Raw genomic sequence first — 21,541 nt, forward strand, 5'->3', positions numbered from 1 at the left:
AGAAATGGATCGTTGGCATCACATTCATAAGGTTGTGGTAGTAGGGCTCGGTATCACCGGGCTCTCCGTCGTTAATTACTTAAGAAAATATCAGCCTCAAGTGGCGGTTCAAGTGATTGATACGCGCCAATCTCCTCCTGGTCTTGAGCTTCTTGATAGTCGCATTCCTCGTTGTATTGGGGATTGGCAGCTTGATTGGTTATTATCGGCCGATTTAGTGGTCACGAACCCAGGAATTGCATTAGCGACGCCACAAATTCAACAGGTACGCGATGCTAATATTCCGGTTGTTGGTGATGTCGAACTGTTCGCTTGGCATGTTGATAAGCCAGTGATTGCTATTACCGGTTCTAACGGCAAAAGCACGGTCACCGACTTAACCGGGGTACTGGCGAATGCCAGCGGGATAAAAACAGCGGTAGGTGGCAATATTGGTGTGCCTGCGCTGGATTTATTACAAGAGGATGCTGAGCTTTATGTGTTAGAGCTGTCGAGCTTTCAATTGGAAACAACGCAGCATTTGTCTGTGGTGGCCGCTGCATTTTTAAATCTGTCTGAAGATCATATGGATCGTTATATCAGTATGGATGATTACCGTGAGGCCAAACAACGCATTTTCTTGCATGCAGACACGGCTGTTTATAATGCGGATGATCCAACGACACAGCCTGATACTGCTGTGGCAAACAGACTCAGTTTTGGTTTGCATCATCCTGCAGATTATACGTTAGCAGAGCATCATCATACGTCGTATTTATGTGCACATGGTCAGCCTGTGTTGCCTGCTGCGGATTTGCGTTTAGTCGGCATGCACAACATTGCAAACGTACTCACTGTTCTCGCTTTACTCGATGCTGCAGGTGTCTCCTATCAAAGTGGCTTAGACGCGCTAAAGTCTTACACTGGACTGACACATCGATGTCAGCTTGTTGCGGATAATCAGGGCATTATTTGGGTTAATGATTCGAAAGCGACCAACGTGGCGAGTACCGAAGCTGCCTTGTCCGGTTTACACCTGAAAGGTACGTTGTACTTGTTGGTAGGAGGCGTTGGCAAAGGGGCCGACTTCTCGCCGTTGGCCGACTATTTTAAAGCATTACCCTTAAAGTTATGTTGTTTTGGTCGCGATGGAAAACAGTTCTTAGCGTTGCATCCATCGGCCGAATATTTTGATTCGATTGAGAACATCATCCAAATTATCCGTCCACAATTGCAGGCGGGTGACATGGTGATGTTGTCTCCAGCTTGTGCCAGCTTTGATCAGTTTAGAAGTTTCATGCATCGCGGTGATGTATTTACTGAACTGGCAAGGCGCTACGCATAATCAATAGGTGATTCATTTGGTGTTATCCAAGCCCTTACAAAAAACCCTCCATTGGTTAAAAACGCCATCGCCTGAGGCCTTGTTTGATCGGCAATTAGTCTGGATATCGTTGGGGTTAATGTTGATTGGCCTCGTCATGGTAACGTCGGCGTCTTTTCCGATCAGTACACGCTTAACGCATCAACCGTTCCATTTTATGGAGCGCCATGCGCTATTCCTATTTTTGTCTATTTGTACCGCATCGGTGGTGATGCAAGTTCGAATGTCGCAATGGATGAAATTCAGTTCCCTATTATTGGCGTTATCGGCGTTTTTGCTCTTGGTGGTCTTGGTTGCAGGGCACTCAGTCAACGGCGCATCCCGCTGGATACCGTTAGGGCTCTTTAACTTACAGCCTGCCGAAGTCGCTAAGCTCTCACTATTTATGTTTATGTCGGGCTATTTAGTCCGTAAACAAGATGAAGTTCGTGAAACCTTCTTTGGGGGATTTTTAAAACCCATCATGGTGTTCGGTACCTTAGCGGTATTACTGCTGTGTCAGCCCGATTTGGGGACGGTGGTCGTGATGTTGGTGACCTTGTTTGGCATGTTATTCATCGCAGGGGCGAAACTGACCCAATTTTTAGCCTTGATGATGGCGGGAATTTTAGCCGTAGTCGGCTTGATTGCCGCTGAACCCTACCGTATTCGTCGTGTGACTTCCTTTATGGATCCTTGGGAAGATCCCTTTGGCAGCGGGTATCAGTTGACGCAATCATTGATGGCTTTTGGTCGAGGTGAATGGTTTGGACAAGGATTAGGTAACTCAGTACAGAAACTCGAATATTTGCCAGAAGCGCATACCGACTTTGTGTTTGCGGTGTTAGGGGAAGAGCTAGGATTTGTTGGTGTTGTATTGGTACTGATGTTGATCTTTAGTTTGGTACTGAAAGCGATTTTTATTGGTAAAAAAGCGTTTGAACATGATGAATATTTCGGTGGGTATTTAGCCTTTGGTATCGGCATTTGGTTTGCGTTTCAGACGTTGGTCAACGTGGGGGCGGCCGCGGGCATTGTTCCCACCAAAGGTTTGACGTTGCCGCTGATCAGTTATGGTGGATCGAGTTTGATTGTGATGTCCGTCGCCGTGGCTATGTTGCTGCGCATTGACTACGAATGCCGAATAAAAATCCGCACTCAACCTGCAGAAAAAGTAAGTGACTCATGAAGACAAATAAACGATTAATGGTGATGGCCGGTGGCACAGGAGGACATGTTTTCCCTGGACTGGCGGTTGCCAAGCAATTACAGCAACAAGGCTGGGACATTCGTTGGCTCGGTACCGCAGATCGTATGGAAGCGGATTTAGTCCCAAAGCATGGGATTGAGATTGATTTTATTCGTGTGAAGGGGTTAAGAGGCCAAGGCTTAGGGAAATTGATCAAAGCCCCTTTCCAAATTATGAATGCCATTTTTCAAGCCCGACGTCATATGAAACGCTGGAAGCCGGACGTGGTGTTAGGCATGGGAGGGTATGTCAGTGGTCCTGGTGGTATTGCCGCTTGGCTACTGGGGATCCCAGTGGTGTTGCATGAACAGAACGCGGTGGCTGGATTAACCAATCAGTGGTTGGCAAAAATTGCGACTCGCGTTTTTCAAGCCTTTGCCGGCGCATTTAAAGAGGTGCCTGTGGTCGGCAATCCGGTGCGCAGTGATGTGAGCGGGTTACCGGCTCCTGAGGAGCGAATGACAGGCCGAGATGGTCCTATTCGTATTCTCGTGATGGGGGGCAGTCAGGGCGCGCGCATTCTTAATCAAACCTTACCTAAGGTGATGGAGCAACTCGATAGCGAGCGTTATATCATTCATCACCAAGCAGGAAAAAATCAACATCAAGAGGTGATTGCCGCTTATCAAGCTGCTGGGATGCCTCAGGTGCAAGTGACCGAATTCATTGATGATGTGGCGAAAGAATATGCATGGGCCGACCTCTTGGTGTGTCGCTCGGGCGCTTTGACTGTTTCCGAGGTGTCGGCGGCAGGAGTGGCGGCGATTTTCGTTCCGTTTATGCACAAAGACCGCCAGCAAGCGTTAAATGCCGATCACTTAGTTGAGTGCGGCGCCGCCGTGATGATCGAACAACCTAATTTAACCGTCACCGCAATGGCTGATGCCATTGAAACTTTGGATCGCCCTCAGTTGATGACGATGGGAAGCAAAGCTCGCGCCGTCGCGAACACGGACGCCGATAAGATTGTCGCCGATGCGATTGCCTCTCTGACTGAATAATGAGAATACAACAATGACAGCAAAACAAACTCCCGATATCGCACAAATCCGTGCGATGGTCCCAGAAATGCGCCGTGTGAAAAGCATTCACTTTGTTGGTATTGGCGGAGCCGGTATGAGTGGCATTGCCGAAGTACTGCTCAATGAAGGGTATCAAATTACTGGGTCTGATATCGCTGAAAACCCGATCACGCAACGCTTATCTTCGAAAGGTGCCACGATTTTTATTGGTCATGCCCAAAGCAATATCGCGCATGCCAGTGTGATTGTTGTCTCGACAGCCATTAATGAAAGCAATCCAGAAGTAGCGGCCGCCAGAGCGAAACGGATACCGATTGTTCGTCGCGCCGAAATGCTTGCTGAACTGATGCGTTTTCGCCATGGTATCGCGGTTGCGGGGACACATGGGAAAACCACGACGACCGCTCTTGTGACACAAATTTATAATGAAGCAGGATTGGATCCGACGTTTGTGAATGGCGGCTTGGTAAAGAGCGCTGGGACCAATGCTCGTTTAGGCTCCAGTCGTATCTTGATTGCGGAAGCGGATGAAAGTGATGCCTCTTTCTTACATTTGCAGCCGATGGTGACCATCGTAACCAATATTGAAGCGGATCACATGGATACCTATGGTGGTGATTTCTCGACTCTCAAGCAAACCTTTGTCGATTTTATCCATAATTTGCCTTTTTATGGTCAGGCGATAATGTGTGTCGATGATCCAGTGGTTCGAGAGTTAATTCCTCGCATTAGCCGTCAAGTGATTACCTACGGTTTCTCTGCGGACGCGGATGTCCGGATTGAAAACTATCGTCAGGAAGGCCAGCAAGGTAAATTTACCGTGGTGCGTCAGGGCCGAGAAAATTTAGAGATAACATTGAATATTCCCGGTCGTCATAATGCCTTGAACGCGTCTGCTGCGATTGCGGTCGCGACAGAAGATGAGGTGTCGGATTCGGCAATTTTACGCGCGATGGCAAGCACGCAAGGCACTGGACGTCGCTTTGATCAACTCGGAACGTTTGATACCGGTCATGGCCAAGCGATGCTCGTCGATGATTATGGCCATCATCCGACGGAAGTGGATGTTACGATTAAAGCGGCACGCAATGGCTGGGCAGACAAGCGTCTTGTGATGATTTTTCAGCCGCATCGCTACACACGTACGCGAGATTTATACGAAGATTTCGCCAATGTGCTGGAACAAGTGGATGTATTACTGATTCTTGATGTATATTCGGCAGGGGAAGCCCCAATTGCCAATGCCGACAGTCGTTCACTGTGCCGCACGATTCGTACACGTGGCAAAGTTGACCCAATATTCGTGCCTGATATCGATACGTTACCTTCTGTTTTAGCAAATGTCTTACAAGATGGTGACTTAGTATTGACTCAGGGTGCGGGGGATATCGGCAAAGTAGCCAAAAAGCTAGCAACTCTAAAATTGAACATCGAGCACATGCAAAATAGCTAAAATAATGGTGTTTTTAGGGCATTTTCAGTTGAAGTTGGTATTAATCGTTGATTTCTACCTTTCAGGGTTTGATACTTTCAATGACCTCAGTATAATTTAAGGGTTACAGTTAATGCTTTTGCCTCTATTATCATTACAGATAGGGTTTCAATGGCCGGTTGTTAACAGGATATTCGGACTTTGATACAACACGTTTTAGACAAAGGACGACAGTTATCCACTTCTCCACTTGTGAAAAAGCATGCCGCTGGTGGCAGCTTTTTTTTAGTGGTGACTTTGTTGATTGGTTTTTTGTTGTACTCAACAGTCAGTTGGATGTGGGACGAACAACGGCTTCCACTGTCCAATATCGTACTACAAGGTGATTTACAGCACGTCACGGCACAAGATGTTCAACAAGCATTTGAGCAACTGAATCATATCGGTACGTTTATGTCTCAGGATATCGGCACGCTGCAACGCAGCGTGGAAACCATTCCTTGGGTATCACATGCCTCTATTCGTAAACAGTGGCCCAATACCATCAAAGTATTTTTGACTGAGTATCACGCGATTGCGATTTGGAATGGCAATCAGTTGTTGAACGCCAAAGGTACTGTGTTTGGTGGTGATGTGTCTGAAGTGACTGGCGAACGTGTTAAACTGTATGGTCCTAAAGGGACGGCTCAACAAGTTTTGCAAGCTTGGCGTCATTATAATCCTAAGTTTAAACACCTTGGATTGAATATATCGTCTTTATTATTGAACGAACGACGAGCTTGGCAAATTATATTAGATAACGGTATTCGTTTAGAGTTGGGAAAAGAGTCATTAGATGAACGTCTTCAACGCTTTTTCCTGCTTTACAATAAATTAGGTGACCAAGCCGAGCGCGTTAGTTATATCGATCTTCGATACGATACTGGTGCGGCGGTTGGCTGGATACCTCAAGAAGACTCAACACAAGAGAAGACCGATGACTAAATCTGCCGACGACAACATTATTGTTGGTTTGGACATAGGCACTGCCACAGTATCTGCTTTGGTAGGCGAAGTTCTGCCAGACGGGCAAATTAATATTATTGGTGCAGGAACCAGTCCTTCACGTGGAATGGACAAAGGCGGTGTTAATGATCTTGAGTCGGTTGTAAAATCGGTCCAACGTGCGATCGATCAAGCTGAGCTGATGGCGGAATGTCAAATCAGTAACGTCTACCTTTCTATCTCTGGTAAGCATATTGCTAGCCGAATAGAAAAGGGAATGGGGGCGATTTCTGACGAGGAAGTGACGCAAGATGACATGGATCGTGCTATTCATACGGCTAAATCCATTAAAATTGGCGAAGAACAGCGAATCCTGCATGTTATACCGCAAGAATTTACAATTGATTACCAAGAAGGGATTAAAAATCCGCTAGGCTTATCAGGTGTTCGCATGGAAGTCAGTGTGCACTTGATCACTTGTCACAATGATATGGCAAGAAATATTATTAAAGCGGTTGAGCGTTGTGGGTTAACCGTTGAACAGTTAGTATACTCAGGACTTGCAGCAAGTAATGCTGTAATTACTGAAGATGAGCGTGAGTTAGGTGTGTGTGTCGTTGATATTGGCGCGGGCACCATGGATATCGCCGTATGGACTGGAGGAGCACTTCGTCATACGGAGGTATTTTCATACGCAGGTAATGCAGTGGCGAGTGATATTGCCTTTGCCTTTGGTACACCAATTAGTGATGCAGAAGAGATAAAAGTTAAATACGGTTGTGCATTGAGCGAGTTGGTGAGTAAAGATGATACGGTGAACGTCCCGAGTGTGGGTGGCCGTCCATCTCGAAGCTTACAAAGACAAACGTTATCAGAAGTCATTGAGCCTCGTTATACTGAACTTATGGGGATGGTTAACCAGACCATAGATTTAGTGCAAGATCAGCTACGTAAAGATGGTATTAAACATCATCTTGCCGCAGGTGTCGTGTTAACGGGCGGGGCTGCACAAATTGAAGGACTGGTGGATTGCGCAGAACGTGTTTTCCGCAATCAGGTCCGAGTCGGTAAACCACTCGAAGTGAGTGGTCTTACTGATTACGTAAAAGAGCCGTATCATTCTACGGCAGTGGGTTTACTTCATTACGCAAAAGATAGCCAAATGAATGACGATGTGGATTACCAAGAGCCTAAGCGCCAACCAACATCAGCCAGTCTTTGGAGTCGTTTGCGTAATTGGATTCAGAAAGAGTTTTAACCTGAGTTGCAGGAAAAAACGGAGATAACACATGTTTGAACCGATGATGGAAATGTCTGACGATGCTGTAATTAAAGTCGTTGGAGTAGGTGGTGGCGGCGGTAATGCCGTAGAACACATGGTACGTGAATCCATCGAAGGCGTGGAATTCATCAGTATCAATACAGATGCACAAGCACTTCGTAAAACCAGTGTGAGTACTGTCATTCAAATTGGTGGCGATATCACTAAGGGCCTTGGCGCTGGTGCGAATCCACAGGTTGGACGTGACGCAGCTCTCGAAGATAAAGAACGGATTAAAGAAGTTCTGACTGGTGCCGATATGGTATTTATCGCAGCTGGTATGGGCGGTGGTACTGGTACAGGTGCTGCACCGGTCATTGCTGAAGTGGCAAAAGAACTTGGCGTACTTACCGTTGCCGTAGTGACTAAGCCATTTAGCTTTGAAGGTAAGAAGCGTTTATCGTTTGCCGAACAGGGTATCGAAGAATTATCAAAGCATGTTGATTCTTTAATCACTATTCCAAACGAAAAACTTCTTAAAGTGCTTGGTCGTGGTATCACCTTACTGGAAGCCTTTGGCAGCGCGAACGATGTGCTTAAAAATGCAGTGCAAGGTATTGCTGAACTGATTACTCGCCCTGGCATGATCAACGTCGACTTTGCGGACGTAAGAACCGTGATGTCGGAAATGGGTCACGCGATGATGGGCAGCGGTGTCGCAAGCGGTGAAGATCGCTCTGAAGAAGCAGCAGAAATGGCCATTTCTAGCCCACTTCTTGAGGATATTGATCTTGCTGGTGCTCGTGGCGTGCTGGTCAACATTACAGCCGGTCTCGACATGCGTTTGGATGAATTCGAAACCGTGGGTAATACAGTGAAAGCGTTTGCTTCTGATAATGCGACGGTCGTTATCGGTACCTCTTTAGACCCTGATATGCAAGATGAAATTCGTGTAACAGTGGTAGCGACAGGTATCGGAACAGAAAAACGTCCTGACATTACTTTGGTCGCAGGCGGCAAGGCAAAAGTCACCGCTCCAACACAGCCGGTACAAACGCAACAACCCGCGGCACGTGTTGAAGAAAAAGTGGCACAACCTGTGCAAGAGAAAACAGAGACACCACAACCGACAACGTCTTCAAAACCGTCGTCGAATAATGTGTCCTCTGGTAATCAGAACACTGCACCTAAGCCAGAGAAAGAAAGCGGTTATTTAGACATTCCTGCTTTCCTACGCCGTCAGGCTGATTAAAGTTTCGCCACAATTTGACACTGTTCAAAATTCTGGTAGGATAGCGCTCTGCTTGGCTTTAGGGCCAAGTATTGTGGCAATTATTTGAGGCAAGTAGATGATCAGACAACGTACTCTGAAAGAAATAGTGAAAACAACTGGTGTAGGATTACACTCCGGTCGTAAAGTCACGCTTACTCTTCGCCCTGCTGCTGCAAATACTGGGATTGTATATCGCCGCACTGATTTGAATCCACCGGTTGATTTTCCGGTTGATCCTGAAGCGGTTCGCGATACGATGTTATGTAGTGCTCTTGTTAACGATCAGGGGATTCGTATCTCCACCGTTGAACATTTAAGCGCTGCATTAGCAGGTATGGGCATCGACAACATTGTTATTGAAGTTGATGCACCAGAAATCCCAATCATGGATGGAAGCGCGAGTCCTTTTGTTTACTTGCTGCAACAAGCAGGTATCGAAGAGCTGAACGTATCTAAGCGATTCATTCGTGTGAAAAAACCGATTCGTGTTGAAGACGGCGATAAGTGGGCTGAATTACGTCCGCATAACGGCTTCAAAATGGATTTCGAAATTGAATTTGATCATCCTGCAATTGATGGTGATGGCCAACATTTGGTGTTTGATTTCTCATCACAAGGCTTTGTTAAAGAGATTTCTCGAGCACGAACTTTCGGTTTTATGCGTGATATCGAGTACTTACAGTCTCAAAACCTTTGTTTAGGCGGCAGTTTCGACTGTGCGATTGTACTTGATGATTACCGTATCTTGAACGAAGATGGTCTGCGTTTTAGTAATGAATTTGTGACACATAAGATGTTGGATGCCATTGGCGATCTATACATGTGTGGTCACTCAATCGTTGGTGAATTCCGCGCATTTAAATCTGGACACGGATTGAATAACCAAGTTCTACGTGCTTTGTTGGCAAACCAAGAAGCATGGGAATGGGCAACATACGAAGAAGAAGCGGGTGCACCGCTAATGTATGTGGAACCGAATATGGTTATTGCATAACAGCAAAATATGAAGATTGATTAAAAACCAGACGTGATGTCTGGTTTTTTTATGCGTATAAAACAGCAATGGTTCACTGTATGGGGACGAGATGCTGTCAGTCTTTTGGGGTGGATGGTTTTGTCAATGTGGCTAAACGCTGTAAACGAGCCTGTAATTTCGGTGGCGCGCTTTCCGCTACCGCGAGGAGATAATTTGCAGCCTTTTGGGAGATAGGGGGGCGGGCTTTTGCCTCTTGTTTATGCCGTCCGACTCCCGCCCCTTCGGTTCGATAGATGTCAGGGTTGATCCGCACATCGATAGAGATCAGTTTGGCGAAGCCTTGGCTACGTAATTGATTGAGAATGTTTAAACGATCTCGATCGATCTTCATCTTTAAAGCGGCACTGGCGGTTTCGATCACTAATTGACCATGACGTACATTGGCCGCTCGTACATGACCAGCCGCGCTAGCAGGGACAATAGACTTGATGATCTTATTGATCGTTATTATTTCACTGGCGTGATCTTGTAAGCGTTTTAAGAGTGAGCTATCGATTAACTCTGTAGTCGCAGTTGGACGATGATCTCTCATTGAGCTTCCTTTATCATCATGGGTGATGAAATCGTGTCATGCATTAACATCATAAGTCATAAGACTGACGCTCTATTGTAGCCATATTTCTTTATAAAGAAAGCCATTGTCTCATAGGATTGAGAACCGTGCGCTGTGATGGTTTTTTACACGACATGGCAAGCAAATACCGTTTATCTGAGGTTTATTTCAATAACGTCGGACTAACTATTGATAAACTAAGTTAAAAACCTTAGGTTAGACGCACAAAACGATAAGTTATATTCGCAGAAACCTTATTACTATTGGTCGCAGGGCAAAAAATTCCTTAAACTAGTGGGGTATTTACTCCCCTAAATGCCTTGAAAATAGACATTATCATCACCATGTAATGATAAATAAGACTTATCTTTAGTATTCCTTGTTGAATATATGAGTAAAGGCATAGGCATTAAGAAGTCGATCAATGACGACCTAAGTACAGAGAGATCCACACAAGATGATAACTAAGCTACTGACAAAGGTAATTGGCAGTCGTAATGATCGCACATTGCGCCGCTTGAGAAAGATTGTTAACGAAATTAATAATTACGAACCCGCTTTCGAAGCGCTCTCCGATGAAGAACTTAAAGCGAAAACCGCTGAATTTCGTCAACGTCTTGATCAAGGCGAAACTTTAGACGCGCTGTTGCCTGAAGCGTTCTCAACAGTGCGAGAAGCTTCCAAACGTTTATACGGTATGCGTCATTTCGACGTGCAGCTCATCGGCGGTATGGTACTGAACTCCGGTGAAATTGCTGAGATGCGTACAGGTGAAGGTAAAACATTAACGGCGACTCTTGCGGCTTACCTAAATGCCTTACCACAAAAAGGCGTACACATTGTTACCGTCAATGACTACCTTGCTAAGCGTGATGCCGAAACAAACCGTCCTCTATTTGAATTCTTAGGCATGACGGTCGGTGTCAATGTCCCTAATATGCCACCTCATGCGAAAAAAGAAGCCTATCAAGCGGATATTTTATACGGAACCAACAATGAATTTGGTTTTGATTATCTGCGTGACAACATGGCTTTTCGTGAAGAAGATCGTGTTCAAGGTGAACGCTTCTTTGCCATTGTCGATGAAGTCGATTCTATCTTAATTGATGAAGCTCGTACCCCTCTTATTATTTCCGGTCCTGCCGAAGACAGCTCGGATTTATATACTCGCATTGATAAGCTGATTCCTAGCCTACAAAAGCAAGATAAAGAAGACTCAGAAGAGTATCGCGGCGATGGACACTACACGCTGGATGAAAAATCCAAGCAAGTGTACCTAACTGAAACAGGCCAAGAATTTGTCGAAGAATTGCTGATCAAACATGGCTTAATGGAAGAAGGCGATACACTGTATTCACCAACCAATATTAGCTTATTGCATCATGTTCATGCTGGGCTACGTGCTCACATTTTGTTTGAACGTGACGTTGACTACATCGTCAATGAAAAAGGCGAAGTGGTGATTGTCGATGAACATACCGGACGTACGATGGAAGGCCGTCGTTGGTCCGATGGCTTACACCAAGCTGTGGAAGCCAAAGAAGGGGTCGATATTCAGAATGAGAACCAAACCTTAGCGTCGATTACCTTCCAAAACTATTTCCGTCTTTATGAAAAACTCTCTGGTATGACAGGGACGGCGGATACAGAAGCATTCGAGTTCCAACAAATTTACGGTTTAGAAACCGTGGTGATTCCAACCAACCGTCCAACACGTCGTAGTGATTTCGCGGATGCGGTTTACCGCACCGAAGCGGAGAAATTTGCCGCGATTATTAAAGATATCCAAGCGTGTGTGGAACGTGGACAACCAGTATTGGTGGGTACGGTATCGATCGAAAAGTCTGAATTGCTATCTAATGCATTGAAACAGGCGAATATTAAACACGCTGTATTGAATGCCAAATTCCACGAAAAAGAAGCGGAAATCGTTGCTGAAGCAGGGAAACCAGGCTCCGTTACTATTGCTACCAACATGGCGGGCCGTGGTACGGATATCGTGCTAGGCGGTAGCTGGCAAATGAAAGTCGATATGATGGATAACCCAAGCCAAGAGCAAATCGATCAAGTTAAAGCTGAATGGCAAACACTGCATGATGCGGTCATTGAAGCCGGTGGTTTGCATATTATTGGTACCGAGCGCCATGAATCGCGCCGTATCGATAACCAGCTTCGTGGTCGTTCTGGTCGTCAAGGGGATCCTGGTTCAACACGTTTCTATCTTTCAATGGAAGATGCGTTGTTGCGTATTTTCACTTCCGATCGCATGGCAAACTTGATTCAAGGCGGCATGTCAGAAGGGGAAGCCATCGAAAGCAGAATGTTGTCCCGTTCGATTGAAAAAGCCCAACGCAAAGTGGAAGGACGTAACTTTGATGTCCGTAAACAGCTGTTGGAGTACGATGATGTCGCTAATGATCAACGTCAAGTCGTCTATGAGTTGCGTGATGGTTTGCTGGCGGGATCGGAAGATGTCAAAGGTATGCTTGATCAAAACCGTGAAGACGTTCTGCATGCGGTGATGGATCAGTACATTCCACCGCAAAGCCTAGAAGACATGTGGGATATTGCTGGTCTGCAAGAGCGCCTGAAATATGACTTCGATTTAGAATTACCCATCCAGCAATGGCTTGATGAAGATGAATCGCTGCATGAAGAAACACTGCGTGAGCGTGTGATTCAAAAAGCCGTCGATGTGTACCGTGAAAAAGAAGCATCGGTGGGTGAAGAAGTGATGCGTAATTTCGAAACGTCTGTCATGTTGCAAACCTTGGATACGCTGTGGAAAGAGCATTTGGCTGCCATGGATCATTTACGTCAAGGTATTCACTTACGTGGTTATGCGCAGAAAGATCCTAAGCAAGAGTATAAGCGAGAGTCGTTCGAACTGTTCCAAGGACTCTTAGAAGCACTGAAATCGGATGTGATTATGGTGTTGTCTAAAGTTCGTGTTCAGGAAGAAGAAGAAGTCGAACGTATGGAAGCTCAGCGCATTGCCCAAGCAGAGGAAGCCTCGCGTCGCATTCAAGAGCATAGTGGTGATATGGATGAAGAGCAATCAACCTCCGGACAACCTGTTATGCGTGATATGCCTAAAGTGGGTCGTAATGAACCATGCCCATGCGGTAGTGGGAAAAAATATAAACACTGTCATGGTCAAATTCATTGATCAGTAAGAGTTAAAAAAGAGTCGCTTAGGCGACTCTTTTTTTAAGCATTTTTTATTCGTCTAGGTATTTGATAGGAGCACACAATGAAGCGAACTCACATTGTCGCAGGCATTATTTTCAGTGATGATTGTCGTCAGGTTTATATTACCAAGCGTCCTGATGATCGTCATAAAGGCGGCTATTGGGAGTTTCCCGGTGGCAAGGTGGAAGCTGGAGAAACCATTGAGCAAGCCATGTCACGCGAGCTATTCGAAGAAATTGGTATCACGGTGACCGAGCAAGCCGTTTACGAACACCTTGCCTTTGATTATTCCGATAAGGCCTTGGTTTTTGATTTTATGACGGTGACGGCGTTTTCGGGGCAGCCATTTGGCAAAGAAGGCCAAACGGGGTGTTGGGTGGCGGTCAGTGAGCTCACGCAATATCGCTTCCCTGAAGCGAACGTGCCCATCTTAGAGAAGATAGTAAAAGAGTACGGTTAAGTACTAGCCAGGTAAAACGATAGTTGTTAACGTAAGTAGCGTTGTGGAACCGAAAAATAAATGAACCCAAACAGGGTGATATAACATGGAGAATTCGGCAATGGTAAGAATTGCAATTGCTGGCGCGGCTGGGCGCATGGGGCGAAACCTTGTCAAAGCGGCACATAATAACCCTAAAGCCAGTGTCGTAGCAGGATCAGAGCGTGCTGAGTCGTCTTTAGTGGGGGTGGATATTGGCGAACTTTGTTCAGAAGGGCGCTTTAACGTGGTATTGGTCGATGACTTAACTCAAGCGATTGATGGCTTTGATGTCATCATTGATTTTACGGCCCCTAAAAGCACACTCGCTAATATTGAATTGTGTAAGCAATACAAGAAAAAAATTGTTATTGGGACTACCGGTTTTAGTGACGAAGAGCGTGCCCTTATTGACGAGGCTGCACAAGAGATCGGTATCGTCATGGCCCCTAACTATAGTGTCGGCGTCAACCTTGTCTTTAAGTTGCTAGAAAAAGCTGCTCAAGTGATGGGAGAGTACTCTGATATTGAAATTATCGAAGCTCACCATCGCCATAAAGTGGACGCGCCATCTGGCACGGCGATCGGCATGGGAGAAGCGATCGCGGGGGCGATGGGGAATAAGCTGAGTGATGTCGCTGTTTATGCTCGTGAAGGTATTACGGGAGAACGGTCCCGTGATGAGATTGGTTTTGCCACCATTCGTGCGGGCGATATTGTTGGCGAACATACGGCGATGTTTGCCGATATTGGTGAGCGCGTGGAAATCACTCACAAAGCGACGGACCGTATGACCTTTGCAAATGGCGCGGTACGTGCTGCGATTTGGCTCTGTGAACAGCCAAATGGGTTTTATACGATGAGTGATGTCTTGTCTTTAAATTCCTTATAGTACATAATTATGCGCTAACGAGGTTGGCGCATATTCCTTTCTCGACTATTTTTCACTTCAAGTTTTCTTCGCTTTATTCTTCAATAAACAGGGTTTTTATTGTTTATTTTGGAGGTCTTTTGCTTTTTATTTTTTGTAACTGCTTTTATTAATAGATAACTGGGTAAGTTATCGTTTGCTTTTTACTGTCTATTGGATCTTGTTGGTCAATTAATTTTTTTTGCTGTTTTTGAAATTTAATGCAGAAATTTTATCGATTCTATAGGCTGTGACTGACATTTTTAGCGGCTTTGCAATGGTTTTTAAGATAAAGGCAATAAACTGTGCGTTTATTTTTAACGAATTATTGACACTAATCACTGCACTCATTAGAATAGCGCCAATTTGTCTACTATCTCTTAGCGCTGATACAAAATGCGGCAAGGAAGGCAATGATGAATCATAAATTAAATCTATTGCATTTTTATTCTGGAGGTTATCTTGAGTAAATCAGCACTTTTAGTCCTAGAAGATGGGACGGTGTTCCACGGAGTGTCCATCGGGGCAGATGGTTGTTCTGTTGGTGAAGTTGTTTTTAATACCTCGATGACGGGGTACCAAGAAATCCTCACTGATCCTTCCTACTCTCAACAAATCGTTACGTTAACTTATCCCCATATTGGTAATACCGGCACTAACTCCGAAGATGAAGAATCCTCAGCGGTTCATGCTCAAGGTCTTATCATTCGCGACCTTCCTCTCCTTGCTTCTAACTTCCGTAATCAACAATCGCTTTCTGACTACCTGAAAGAACGTAATATCGTTGGCATTGCAGATATCGACACGCGTAAATTGACTCGTATTTTACGTGAGAAAGGTGCGCAGAATGGCTGTGTAGTCGCTGGTGACCATATTGATGCGGATATGGCTCTAGAAAAAGCCAAGGCATTTCCTGGTTTGAAAGGCATGGATTTAGCGAAAGTCGTTACAACCCAAGAAGCGTACGAATGGAAACAAGGATCTTGGACGCTGAATGAGGGATTGCCAGAAGAAAAAGCCGAGGAAGACTTGCCTTATCATGTTGTGGCTTATGATTTCGGCGCGAAACGCAATATTTTACGCATGTTAGTTGACCGAGGCTGCCGCTTAACGGTTGTGCCGGCACAAACGTCAGCAGAAGAAGTGCTTGCCTTAAATCCCGATGGTATTTTCTTATCTAATGGCCCTGGTGACCCAGAACCTTGTGACTATGCGATCAAAGCAACACAAACGTTCCTCGAGAAAAATATACCGCTTTTTGGTATTTGCTTAGGTCATCAAATTTTGGCACTGGCCTCTGGCGCGAAGACAGTAAAAATGAAATTTGGTCATCACGGGGCGAACCACCCAGTCAAAGATATCGAACGCGATGTGGTGATGATTACCTCTCAAAACCACGGTTTTGCTGCCGATGAAGCGAGTTTACCTGACACTTTGCGTGCGACTCATAAGTCTTTATTTGATGGGTCACTGCAAGGGATACACCGAACAGATAAACCCGCATTTAGCTTCCAAGGACACCCCGAAGCGAGCCCAGGCCCACACGATGCTGCGCCACTCTTCGACCACTTCATTGATTTGATTCAACAACACAGCGCTTAATTGGGAGTAGTAAACCATGCCAAAACGTACTGACATTCAAAGCATTCTAATTTTAGGTGCGGGTCCTATTGTTATCGGCCAGGCTTGTGAGTTTGACTACTCAGGCGCGCAAGCGTGTAAAGCATTACGTGAAGAAGGGTATCGAGTGATTCTTGTGAACTCGAACCCGGCTACGATCATGACAGATCCCGAAATGGCTGATGCCACTTACATTGAGCCTATTCACTGGGAAGTGGTACGTAAAATCATTGAAAAAGAACGCCCAGATGCGGTTCTTCCTACCATGGGTGGACAAACTGCATTGAACTGCGCACTTGAGTTGGAAAAACAAGGTGTGTTGGCCGAGTTTGGCGTCGAAATGATTGGCGCCACAGCGGATGCGATTGATAAAGCCGAAGACCGTTCACGCTTCGATGAAGCGATGAAGTCGATTGGCTTAGAATGCCCACGCGCCGATACGGCGAAAAGTATCGAAGAAGCGTATAACGTTCTCAATAAAGTCGGCTTCCCATGTATCATTCGTCCTTCTTTTACCATGGGCGGCACCGGTGGTGGTATTGCTTATAACAAAGAAGAGTTTGATGAAATTTGTCGCCGCGGTTTGGATCTGTCGCCAACCAATGAACTATTGATTGATGAATCGTTGATTGGCTGGAAAGAATATGAAATGGAAGTGGTGCGCGATAAAAACGATAACTGTATTATCGTTTGTTCGATTGAAAACTTCGATGCGATGGGGATTCATACTGGTGACTCCATTACCGTCGCGCCCGCCCAAACGCTTACGGATAAAGAATATCAGTTGATGCGTAACGCATCTCTTGCCGTGTTGCGTGAGATCGGTGTTGAGACTGGTGGATCAAACGTTCAGTTTGGTATCAATCCGGATGATGGGCGCATGGTTATCATCGAGATGAACCCGCGCGTCTCCCGCTCTTCTGCTTTAGCCTCGAAAGCGACAGGCTTCCCGATTGCTAAAATTGCCGCGAAACTGGCGGTTGGGTTTACGTTGGATGAATTGACCAACGACATAACTGGTGGCGCGACGCCAGCCTCGTTTGAACCGACCATCGATTACGTTGTGACAAAAATCCCGCGTTTTAACTTTGAGAAATTTGCTGGATCAAATAATCGTTTAACCACACAAATGAAATCCGTTGGTGAGGTGATGGCGATTGGCCGTAACCAACAGGAATCTTTACAAAAAGCCCTGCGTGGTTTGGAAGTTGGAGCCACTGGCTTCGACAGTATGGTGGATCTGGATGCGCCAGATGCTCTGACTAAAATCCGTTATGAATTGAAAGAAGCCGGTGCCGAGCGTATCTGGTACATCGCAGACGCATTCCGTGCCGGGATGTCAGTGGATGGCGTCTTCAACCTCACTAACATTGACCGTTGGTTCTTGGTGCAAATTGAAGATATCGTGAAATCAGAAGCGATGATTCAAGACGGTGGGTTTGCTGGCCTGACAAAAGACATCTTGCGTAGCATGAAACGTAAAGGCTTCTCTGATGAACGCTTGGCACATTTACTAGGTGTCGCGCAGCAGGAAATTCGCCGTGTACGTGAGCAGCACAATATCCATCCAGTGTATAAGCGTGTTGATACTTGTGCGGCCGAATTCTCTTCTGATACGGCTTACATGTACTCATCGTATGATGAAGAATGTGAAGCTAACCCAACCGATCGTGAAAAAATCATGGTGATTGGTGGTGGACCGAACCGTATTGGTCAGGGGATTGAATTTGACTATTGTTGTGTACACGCATCGCTAGCGCTTCGTGAAGACGGTTACGAAACCATCATGGTCAACTGTAACCCAGAAACTGTGTCGACAGATTACGATACCTCAGACCGCTTGTATTTTGAGCCGATTACCCTCGAAGATGTACTGGCGATTGTCCGAGTAGAAAAGCCGAAAGGTGTTATCGTTCAATATGGCGGACAAACACCACTGAAACTCGCTCGTGAGCTAGAAGCGGCAGGTGTGCCGATTATTGGTACGAGTCCTGATGCAATTGACCGCGCTGAAGACCGTGAACGCTTCCAACATGCGGTGGAACGCCTAGGGTTAAAACAACCTGAAAACGCGACCGTAACAGCACTTGAGCAGGCAGTAGAAAAAGCCAAAGACATTGGTTACCCATTAGTGGTGCGTCCTTCGTATGTTTTGGGCGGCCGAGCGATGGAAATCGTGTATGACGAGCAAGATCTGCGTCGTTACTTTAACGAAGCGGTGAGCGTTTCTAACGAATCCCCGGTTCTTTTAGACCGTTTCCTGGATGACGCAACCGAAGTCGACATCGATGCGATATGCGATGGCGAGCGCGTGCTCATTGGCGGAATTATGGAGCATATTGAACAGGCTGGGGTACACTCGGGTGATTCTGCATGTTCACTACCTGCTTATACACTGAGCCAAGATATCCAAGATAGAATGCGAGTGGAAGTACAAAAACTGGCATTAGAATTGGGCGTTCGTGGCTTGATGAATACGCAGTTTGCGGTAAAAGATAACGAGATTTATCTTATTGAGGTGAACCCTCGTGCCGCGCGTACGGTCCCTTTTGTTTCGAAAGCGACCGGAGCACAGCTCGCCAAAATTGCCGCTCGCGTTATGGTTGGTCAATCACTTGAGCAACAAGGATTTACCAAAGAAATCATTCCGTGCTATTACTCGGTGAAAGAAGTGGTGTTGCCGTTTAACAAGTTCCCAGGTGTCGATCCACTGCTTGGCCCAGAAATGCGCTCAACAGGGGAAGTGATGGGAATTGGTAAAACCTTTGCTGAAGCGTTCGCTAAAGCCGAACTTGCCTGTGGAAATGTGTACCCAGAAGGTGGCCGAGCGTTGTTATCGGTTCGTGAAGGGGATAAAGAACGCGTCGTTGATCTGGCTTCTAACCTCGTTAAATTGGGGTATCAGTTAGATGCCACTCATGGTACTGCGGTGATTCTTGGTGAAGCGGGTATTAACCCACGCCTTGTGAATAAGGTTCATGAAGGTCGCCCTCATATTCTTGACCGTATCAAGAACAATGAATACACCTACATTGTTAATACCGCCGCGGGCCGTCAAGCGATTGAAGATTCAAAAGTGTTACGTCGCGGAGCGTTAGCGGAAAAAGTGAATTATACCACGACATTGAATGCTGCCTTTGCAACGTGTATGGCACATAAATCGGATGCCAAAGCGGAAGTTCACTCCATTCAAGAGTTACACGCTCAGTTTACAACAACACGCGCTTAAGTGGTTCGTTGTACTTGATGATGACAAAGCCTACTCGGGATGAGTAGGCTTTTTTATGTGTCATGCTTTGTTCGGACGGTGTTGGAGCTCGCGTTAATAATTGATATCGATTATTCAACATTGCTGATATATTTTTAAGCTGACTCAACCGATTACCTGACCATAATAAGTGAACCATTCATGGATGTGCACGTTACACTCGACATTTTGATCATGCTGTTTTTTGTTGCCTGTGCGGCTGGATTTATTGATGCCATTGCTGGAGGAGGGGGGTTAATTACACTACCGGCCTTACTTGCGGCTGGCGTACCACCCGCTCAGGCGTTAGGAACGAATAAGCTGCAAAGTTCGTTTGGTAGTTTTTCTTCGTCGTTTTACTTTATTCGTAAAGGCCATGTGAACCTCAAAGAAATGCTGATGCCAATTATTTGCACTTTTATTGGGGCAGCCGTTGGCGCAGAATTGGTCCAGCACATTGATGCATCGATACTGACCACCTTAATTCCCGGGCTTCTCATTGCCATTTCTTTATACTTCTTGTTCGCACCGCAAACTCGTGCGCCAAGTTCTCGTCAGCCGATGTCAATGAATGTCTTTGCCGTTATCATCGGCACCAGTGTGGGGTTTTATGATGGCTTTTTTGGACCCGGTACGGGTTCGATCTTTACGGTGTGCTTTGTCTTGCTTGGGCAGTTTACATTGGTGGAAGCGACCGCTCGAACCAAAATACTCAACTTCACCTCGAACATAGCCGCACTGATCTTCTTTATTATCGCCGGTTTACCCGTTTGGAAAATTGGCTTGGTGATGGCAGTCGGACAATTCTTGGGAGGCCGTTTGGGAGCGACGGTGGTCATCTCGAAGGGCACCAAATGGATTCGTCCTCTGGTGATTATTATGTCGATGTTAATGGCGATGAAACTCCTGTGGGAACAGCATCATGAATGGCTTTTCTCTCTCTTCTAGAGGCGGGTGTCCATCGTCATTGGCGGCAATAAAAAAGGGTAAATCGCGATAGCGACTTACCCTTCAGTCTAAAAGAGAGCATTATCTGCGGTTACGCATGGCTTTTATTGCTGGCCACTTGAGTTGCTGGGAAATGCTGGCTAGGTGTCATGAGTTGCTCTTGCGCGGCAATGGTTTGTAATTCCCATTCACCGCTGTCTGCGGTGTGTTTCAAAATGCCATGCACGGCGTCATGACAATGTTGATACGCTTGTAGAGGGCTCCAACCTTTTAGGAGTCCAGCCGTAAAGGTCGCGGTGATTAAATCACCCACTCCGACAGGCTCTTTATTCATTTTATAGAGCGGACGTGATGCCAGATAAATAGCGTCTGGGGTGGCGAGGATCAAATTAAACTGACCGTTGCCGATACCATATATGTGTTTCGCCACCACGATTTTAGGACCCGCGGCTAAGGCTCGACGGCTGGCTTCAATGGCATCATCCAAACTATGGATTGGCATTTGAGCAATGGTTTCTAACTCGAACTGATTGGGAACAATAACATCCGCAATAGGAATCAGTGTCCGGACGATCTGCTGAGTAATGCCTGGTGCAACGAGACACCCTTTGCCCGGGTTATTCATCACCGGATCGCAAACATAGAGGGTGTTTGGGTTGTGTTGCTTCACATGGTGTACGGTTTGCGCAATGACGGCGCATTGCTCGGGGGTACCTTGATAACCTGTGACGATCGCTTGGCATTGTGGCCAAACGTTGAGGTTATCTAAGCCTTGAACTACTTCTTTGATTTCATCGGCGCTAAACGCGCGACCGGTCCATCCTTCCATATAGTGGGTATGGTTAGAGAACTGTACTGTATGGATTGGCCAAACCTCAAATCCCATTCGCTGCATGGGAAAAACAGCACTACTATTGCCAGCATGGCCATAACTGACATGTGATTGAATGGATAGAATCCCTTGCATAACTATGTGTCTCTTACCGTCTTCAAT

Annotated in this window: 16 protein-coding genes; 14 read left to right on the forward strand and 2 right to left on the reverse strand. The window is 46.0% G+C overall.

From position 1 onward, the window contains the following. Positions 1–4 precede the first annotated feature (4 nt). The 8 genes from murD (at position 5) to lpxC (ending at position 9,557) form a co-directional block, all read left to right on the forward strand. Entirely contained in the window at positions 5–1,324 is a 1,320-nt protein-coding gene (murD, locus tag EAE30_RS07845; protein WP_123015421.1) for a UDP-N-acetylmuramoyl-L-alanine--D-glutamate ligase, read from the forward strand. Positions 1,325–1,340: 16 nt separating this feature from the next. Next, on the forward strand, positions 1,341–2,531 hold the full coding sequence (gene ftsW / locus EAE30_RS07850; RefSeq protein WP_123015422.1) for a cell division protein FtsW: 1,191 nt from the start codon (positions 1,341–1,343) through the stop codon (positions 2,529–2,531). Next, entirely contained in the window at positions 2,528–3,592 is a 1,065-nt protein-coding gene (murG, locus tag EAE30_RS07855; RefSeq protein WP_123015423.1) for an undecaprenyldiphospho-muramoylpentapeptide beta-N-acetylglucosaminyltransferase, read from the forward strand. Before ftsW ends, murG begins: the two co-directional genes overlap by 4 nt. A 13-nt stretch (positions 3,593–3,605) precedes the next feature. Further along, positions 3,606–5,066 (forward strand): UDP-N-acetylmuramate--L-alanine ligase, encoded by a 1,461-nt coding sequence (gene murC / locus EAE30_RS07860; RefSeq protein WP_123015424.1) that lies wholly within the window; start codon positions 3,606–3,608, stop codon positions 5,064–5,066. Between the two features lie 180 nt (positions 5,067–5,246). Next, positions 5,247–6,029, forward strand: coding sequence for a cell division protein FtsQ/DivIB (locus EAE30_RS07865; RefSeq protein WP_123015425.1), 783 nt, complete (start codon positions 5,247–5,249; stop codon positions 6,027–6,029). Further along, the gene (ftsA, locus tag EAE30_RS07870; RefSeq protein ID WP_123015426.1) at positions 6,022–7,287 is read left to right on the forward strand and encodes a cell division protein FtsA; all 1,266 of its coding nucleotides are present in this window, start codon (positions 6,022–6,024) and stop codon (positions 7,285–7,287) included. The genes EAE30_RS07865 and ftsA overlap by 8 nt, the downstream gene beginning before the upstream one ends. A 31-nt stretch (positions 7,288–7,318) precedes the next feature. Beyond that, a complete protein-coding gene (gene ftsZ / locus EAE30_RS07875; protein ID WP_123015427.1) occupies positions 7,319–8,542 on the forward strand; it encodes a cell division protein FtsZ in 1,224 nt (407 codons plus the stop codon). Between the two features lie 97 nt (positions 8,543–8,639). Further along, positions 8,640–9,557: a UDP-3-O-acyl-N-acetylglucosamine deacetylase gene (lpxC, locus tag EAE30_RS07880; protein ID WP_123015428.1), complete on the forward strand. Its 918-nt coding sequence runs from the start codon at positions 8,640–8,642 to the stop codon at positions 9,555–9,557. 97 nt (positions 9,558–9,654) lie between these two features. Here the strand turns inward: lpxC and EAE30_RS07885 are convergent, their stop codons facing one another. Beyond that, positions 9,655–10,131, reverse strand: a complete 477-nt coding sequence (locus tag EAE30_RS07885) for a DUF721 domain-containing protein (protein ID WP_123015429.1) — start codon at positions 10,129–10,131, stop codon at positions 9,655–9,657. Positions 10,132–10,609: 478 nt separating this feature from the next. On the opposite strand from EAE30_RS07885, the gene secA reads away from it, so the two are divergent. The 6 genes from secA to EAE30_RS07915 all read left to right on the forward strand — a co-directional run bounded on the left by secA (position 10,610) and on the right by EAE30_RS07915 (position 20,547). Continuing rightward, positions 10,610–13,321, forward strand: a complete 2,712-nt coding sequence (secA, locus tag EAE30_RS07890) for a preprotein translocase subunit SecA (protein ID WP_123015430.1) — start codon at positions 10,610–10,612, stop codon at positions 13,319–13,321. Between the two features lie 84 nt (positions 13,322–13,405). Further along, entirely contained in the window at positions 13,406–13,804 is a 399-nt protein-coding gene (mutT, locus tag EAE30_RS07895; protein ID WP_123015431.1) for an 8-oxo-dGTP diphosphatase MutT, read from the forward strand. Between the two features lie 100 nt (positions 13,805–13,904). Then, positions 13,905–14,714 carry a 4-hydroxy-tetrahydrodipicolinate reductase gene (gene dapB / locus EAE30_RS07900; RefSeq protein WP_123015432.1) on the forward strand — a complete coding sequence of 270 codons (810 nt, stop codon included), beginning with the start codon at positions 13,905–13,907 and terminating at the stop codon, positions 14,712–14,714. Between the two features lie 480 nt (positions 14,715–15,194). Beyond that, positions 15,195–16,334: a glutamine-hydrolyzing carbamoyl-phosphate synthase small subunit gene (gene carA / locus EAE30_RS07905; protein WP_123015433.1), complete on the forward strand. Its 1,140-nt coding sequence runs from the start codon at positions 15,195–15,197 to the stop codon at positions 16,332–16,334. A gap of 16 nt (positions 16,335–16,350) precedes the next feature. Continuing rightward, complete coding sequence (gene carB, locus EAE30_RS07910; RefSeq protein ID WP_123015434.1) at positions 16,351–19,581, forward strand: carbamoyl-phosphate synthase large subunit; 3,231 nt, start codon at positions 16,351–16,353, stop codon at positions 19,579–19,581. A gap of 186 nt (positions 19,582–19,767) precedes the next feature. Continuing rightward, positions 19,768–20,547 (forward strand): TSUP family transporter, encoded by a 780-nt coding sequence (locus tag EAE30_RS07915; protein ID WP_123017301.1) that lies wholly within the window; start codon positions 19,768–19,770, stop codon positions 20,545–20,547. 91 nt (positions 20,548–20,638) lie between these two features. On the opposite strand, the gene pdxY is transcribed toward EAE30_RS07915, so the two are convergent. After that, positions 20,639–21,514: a pyridoxal kinase PdxY gene (gene pdxY, locus EAE30_RS07920; RefSeq protein WP_123015435.1), complete on the reverse strand. Its 876-nt coding sequence runs from the start codon at positions 21,512–21,514 to the stop codon at positions 20,639–20,641. Positions 21,515–21,541 lie beyond the last annotated feature (27 nt).

It is taken from the genome of Vibrio zhugei (genome assembly GCF_003716875.1).
Taxonomy (GTDB): Bacteria; Pseudomonadota; Gammaproteobacteria; order Enterobacterales; family Vibrionaceae; genus Vibrio; species Vibrio zhugei.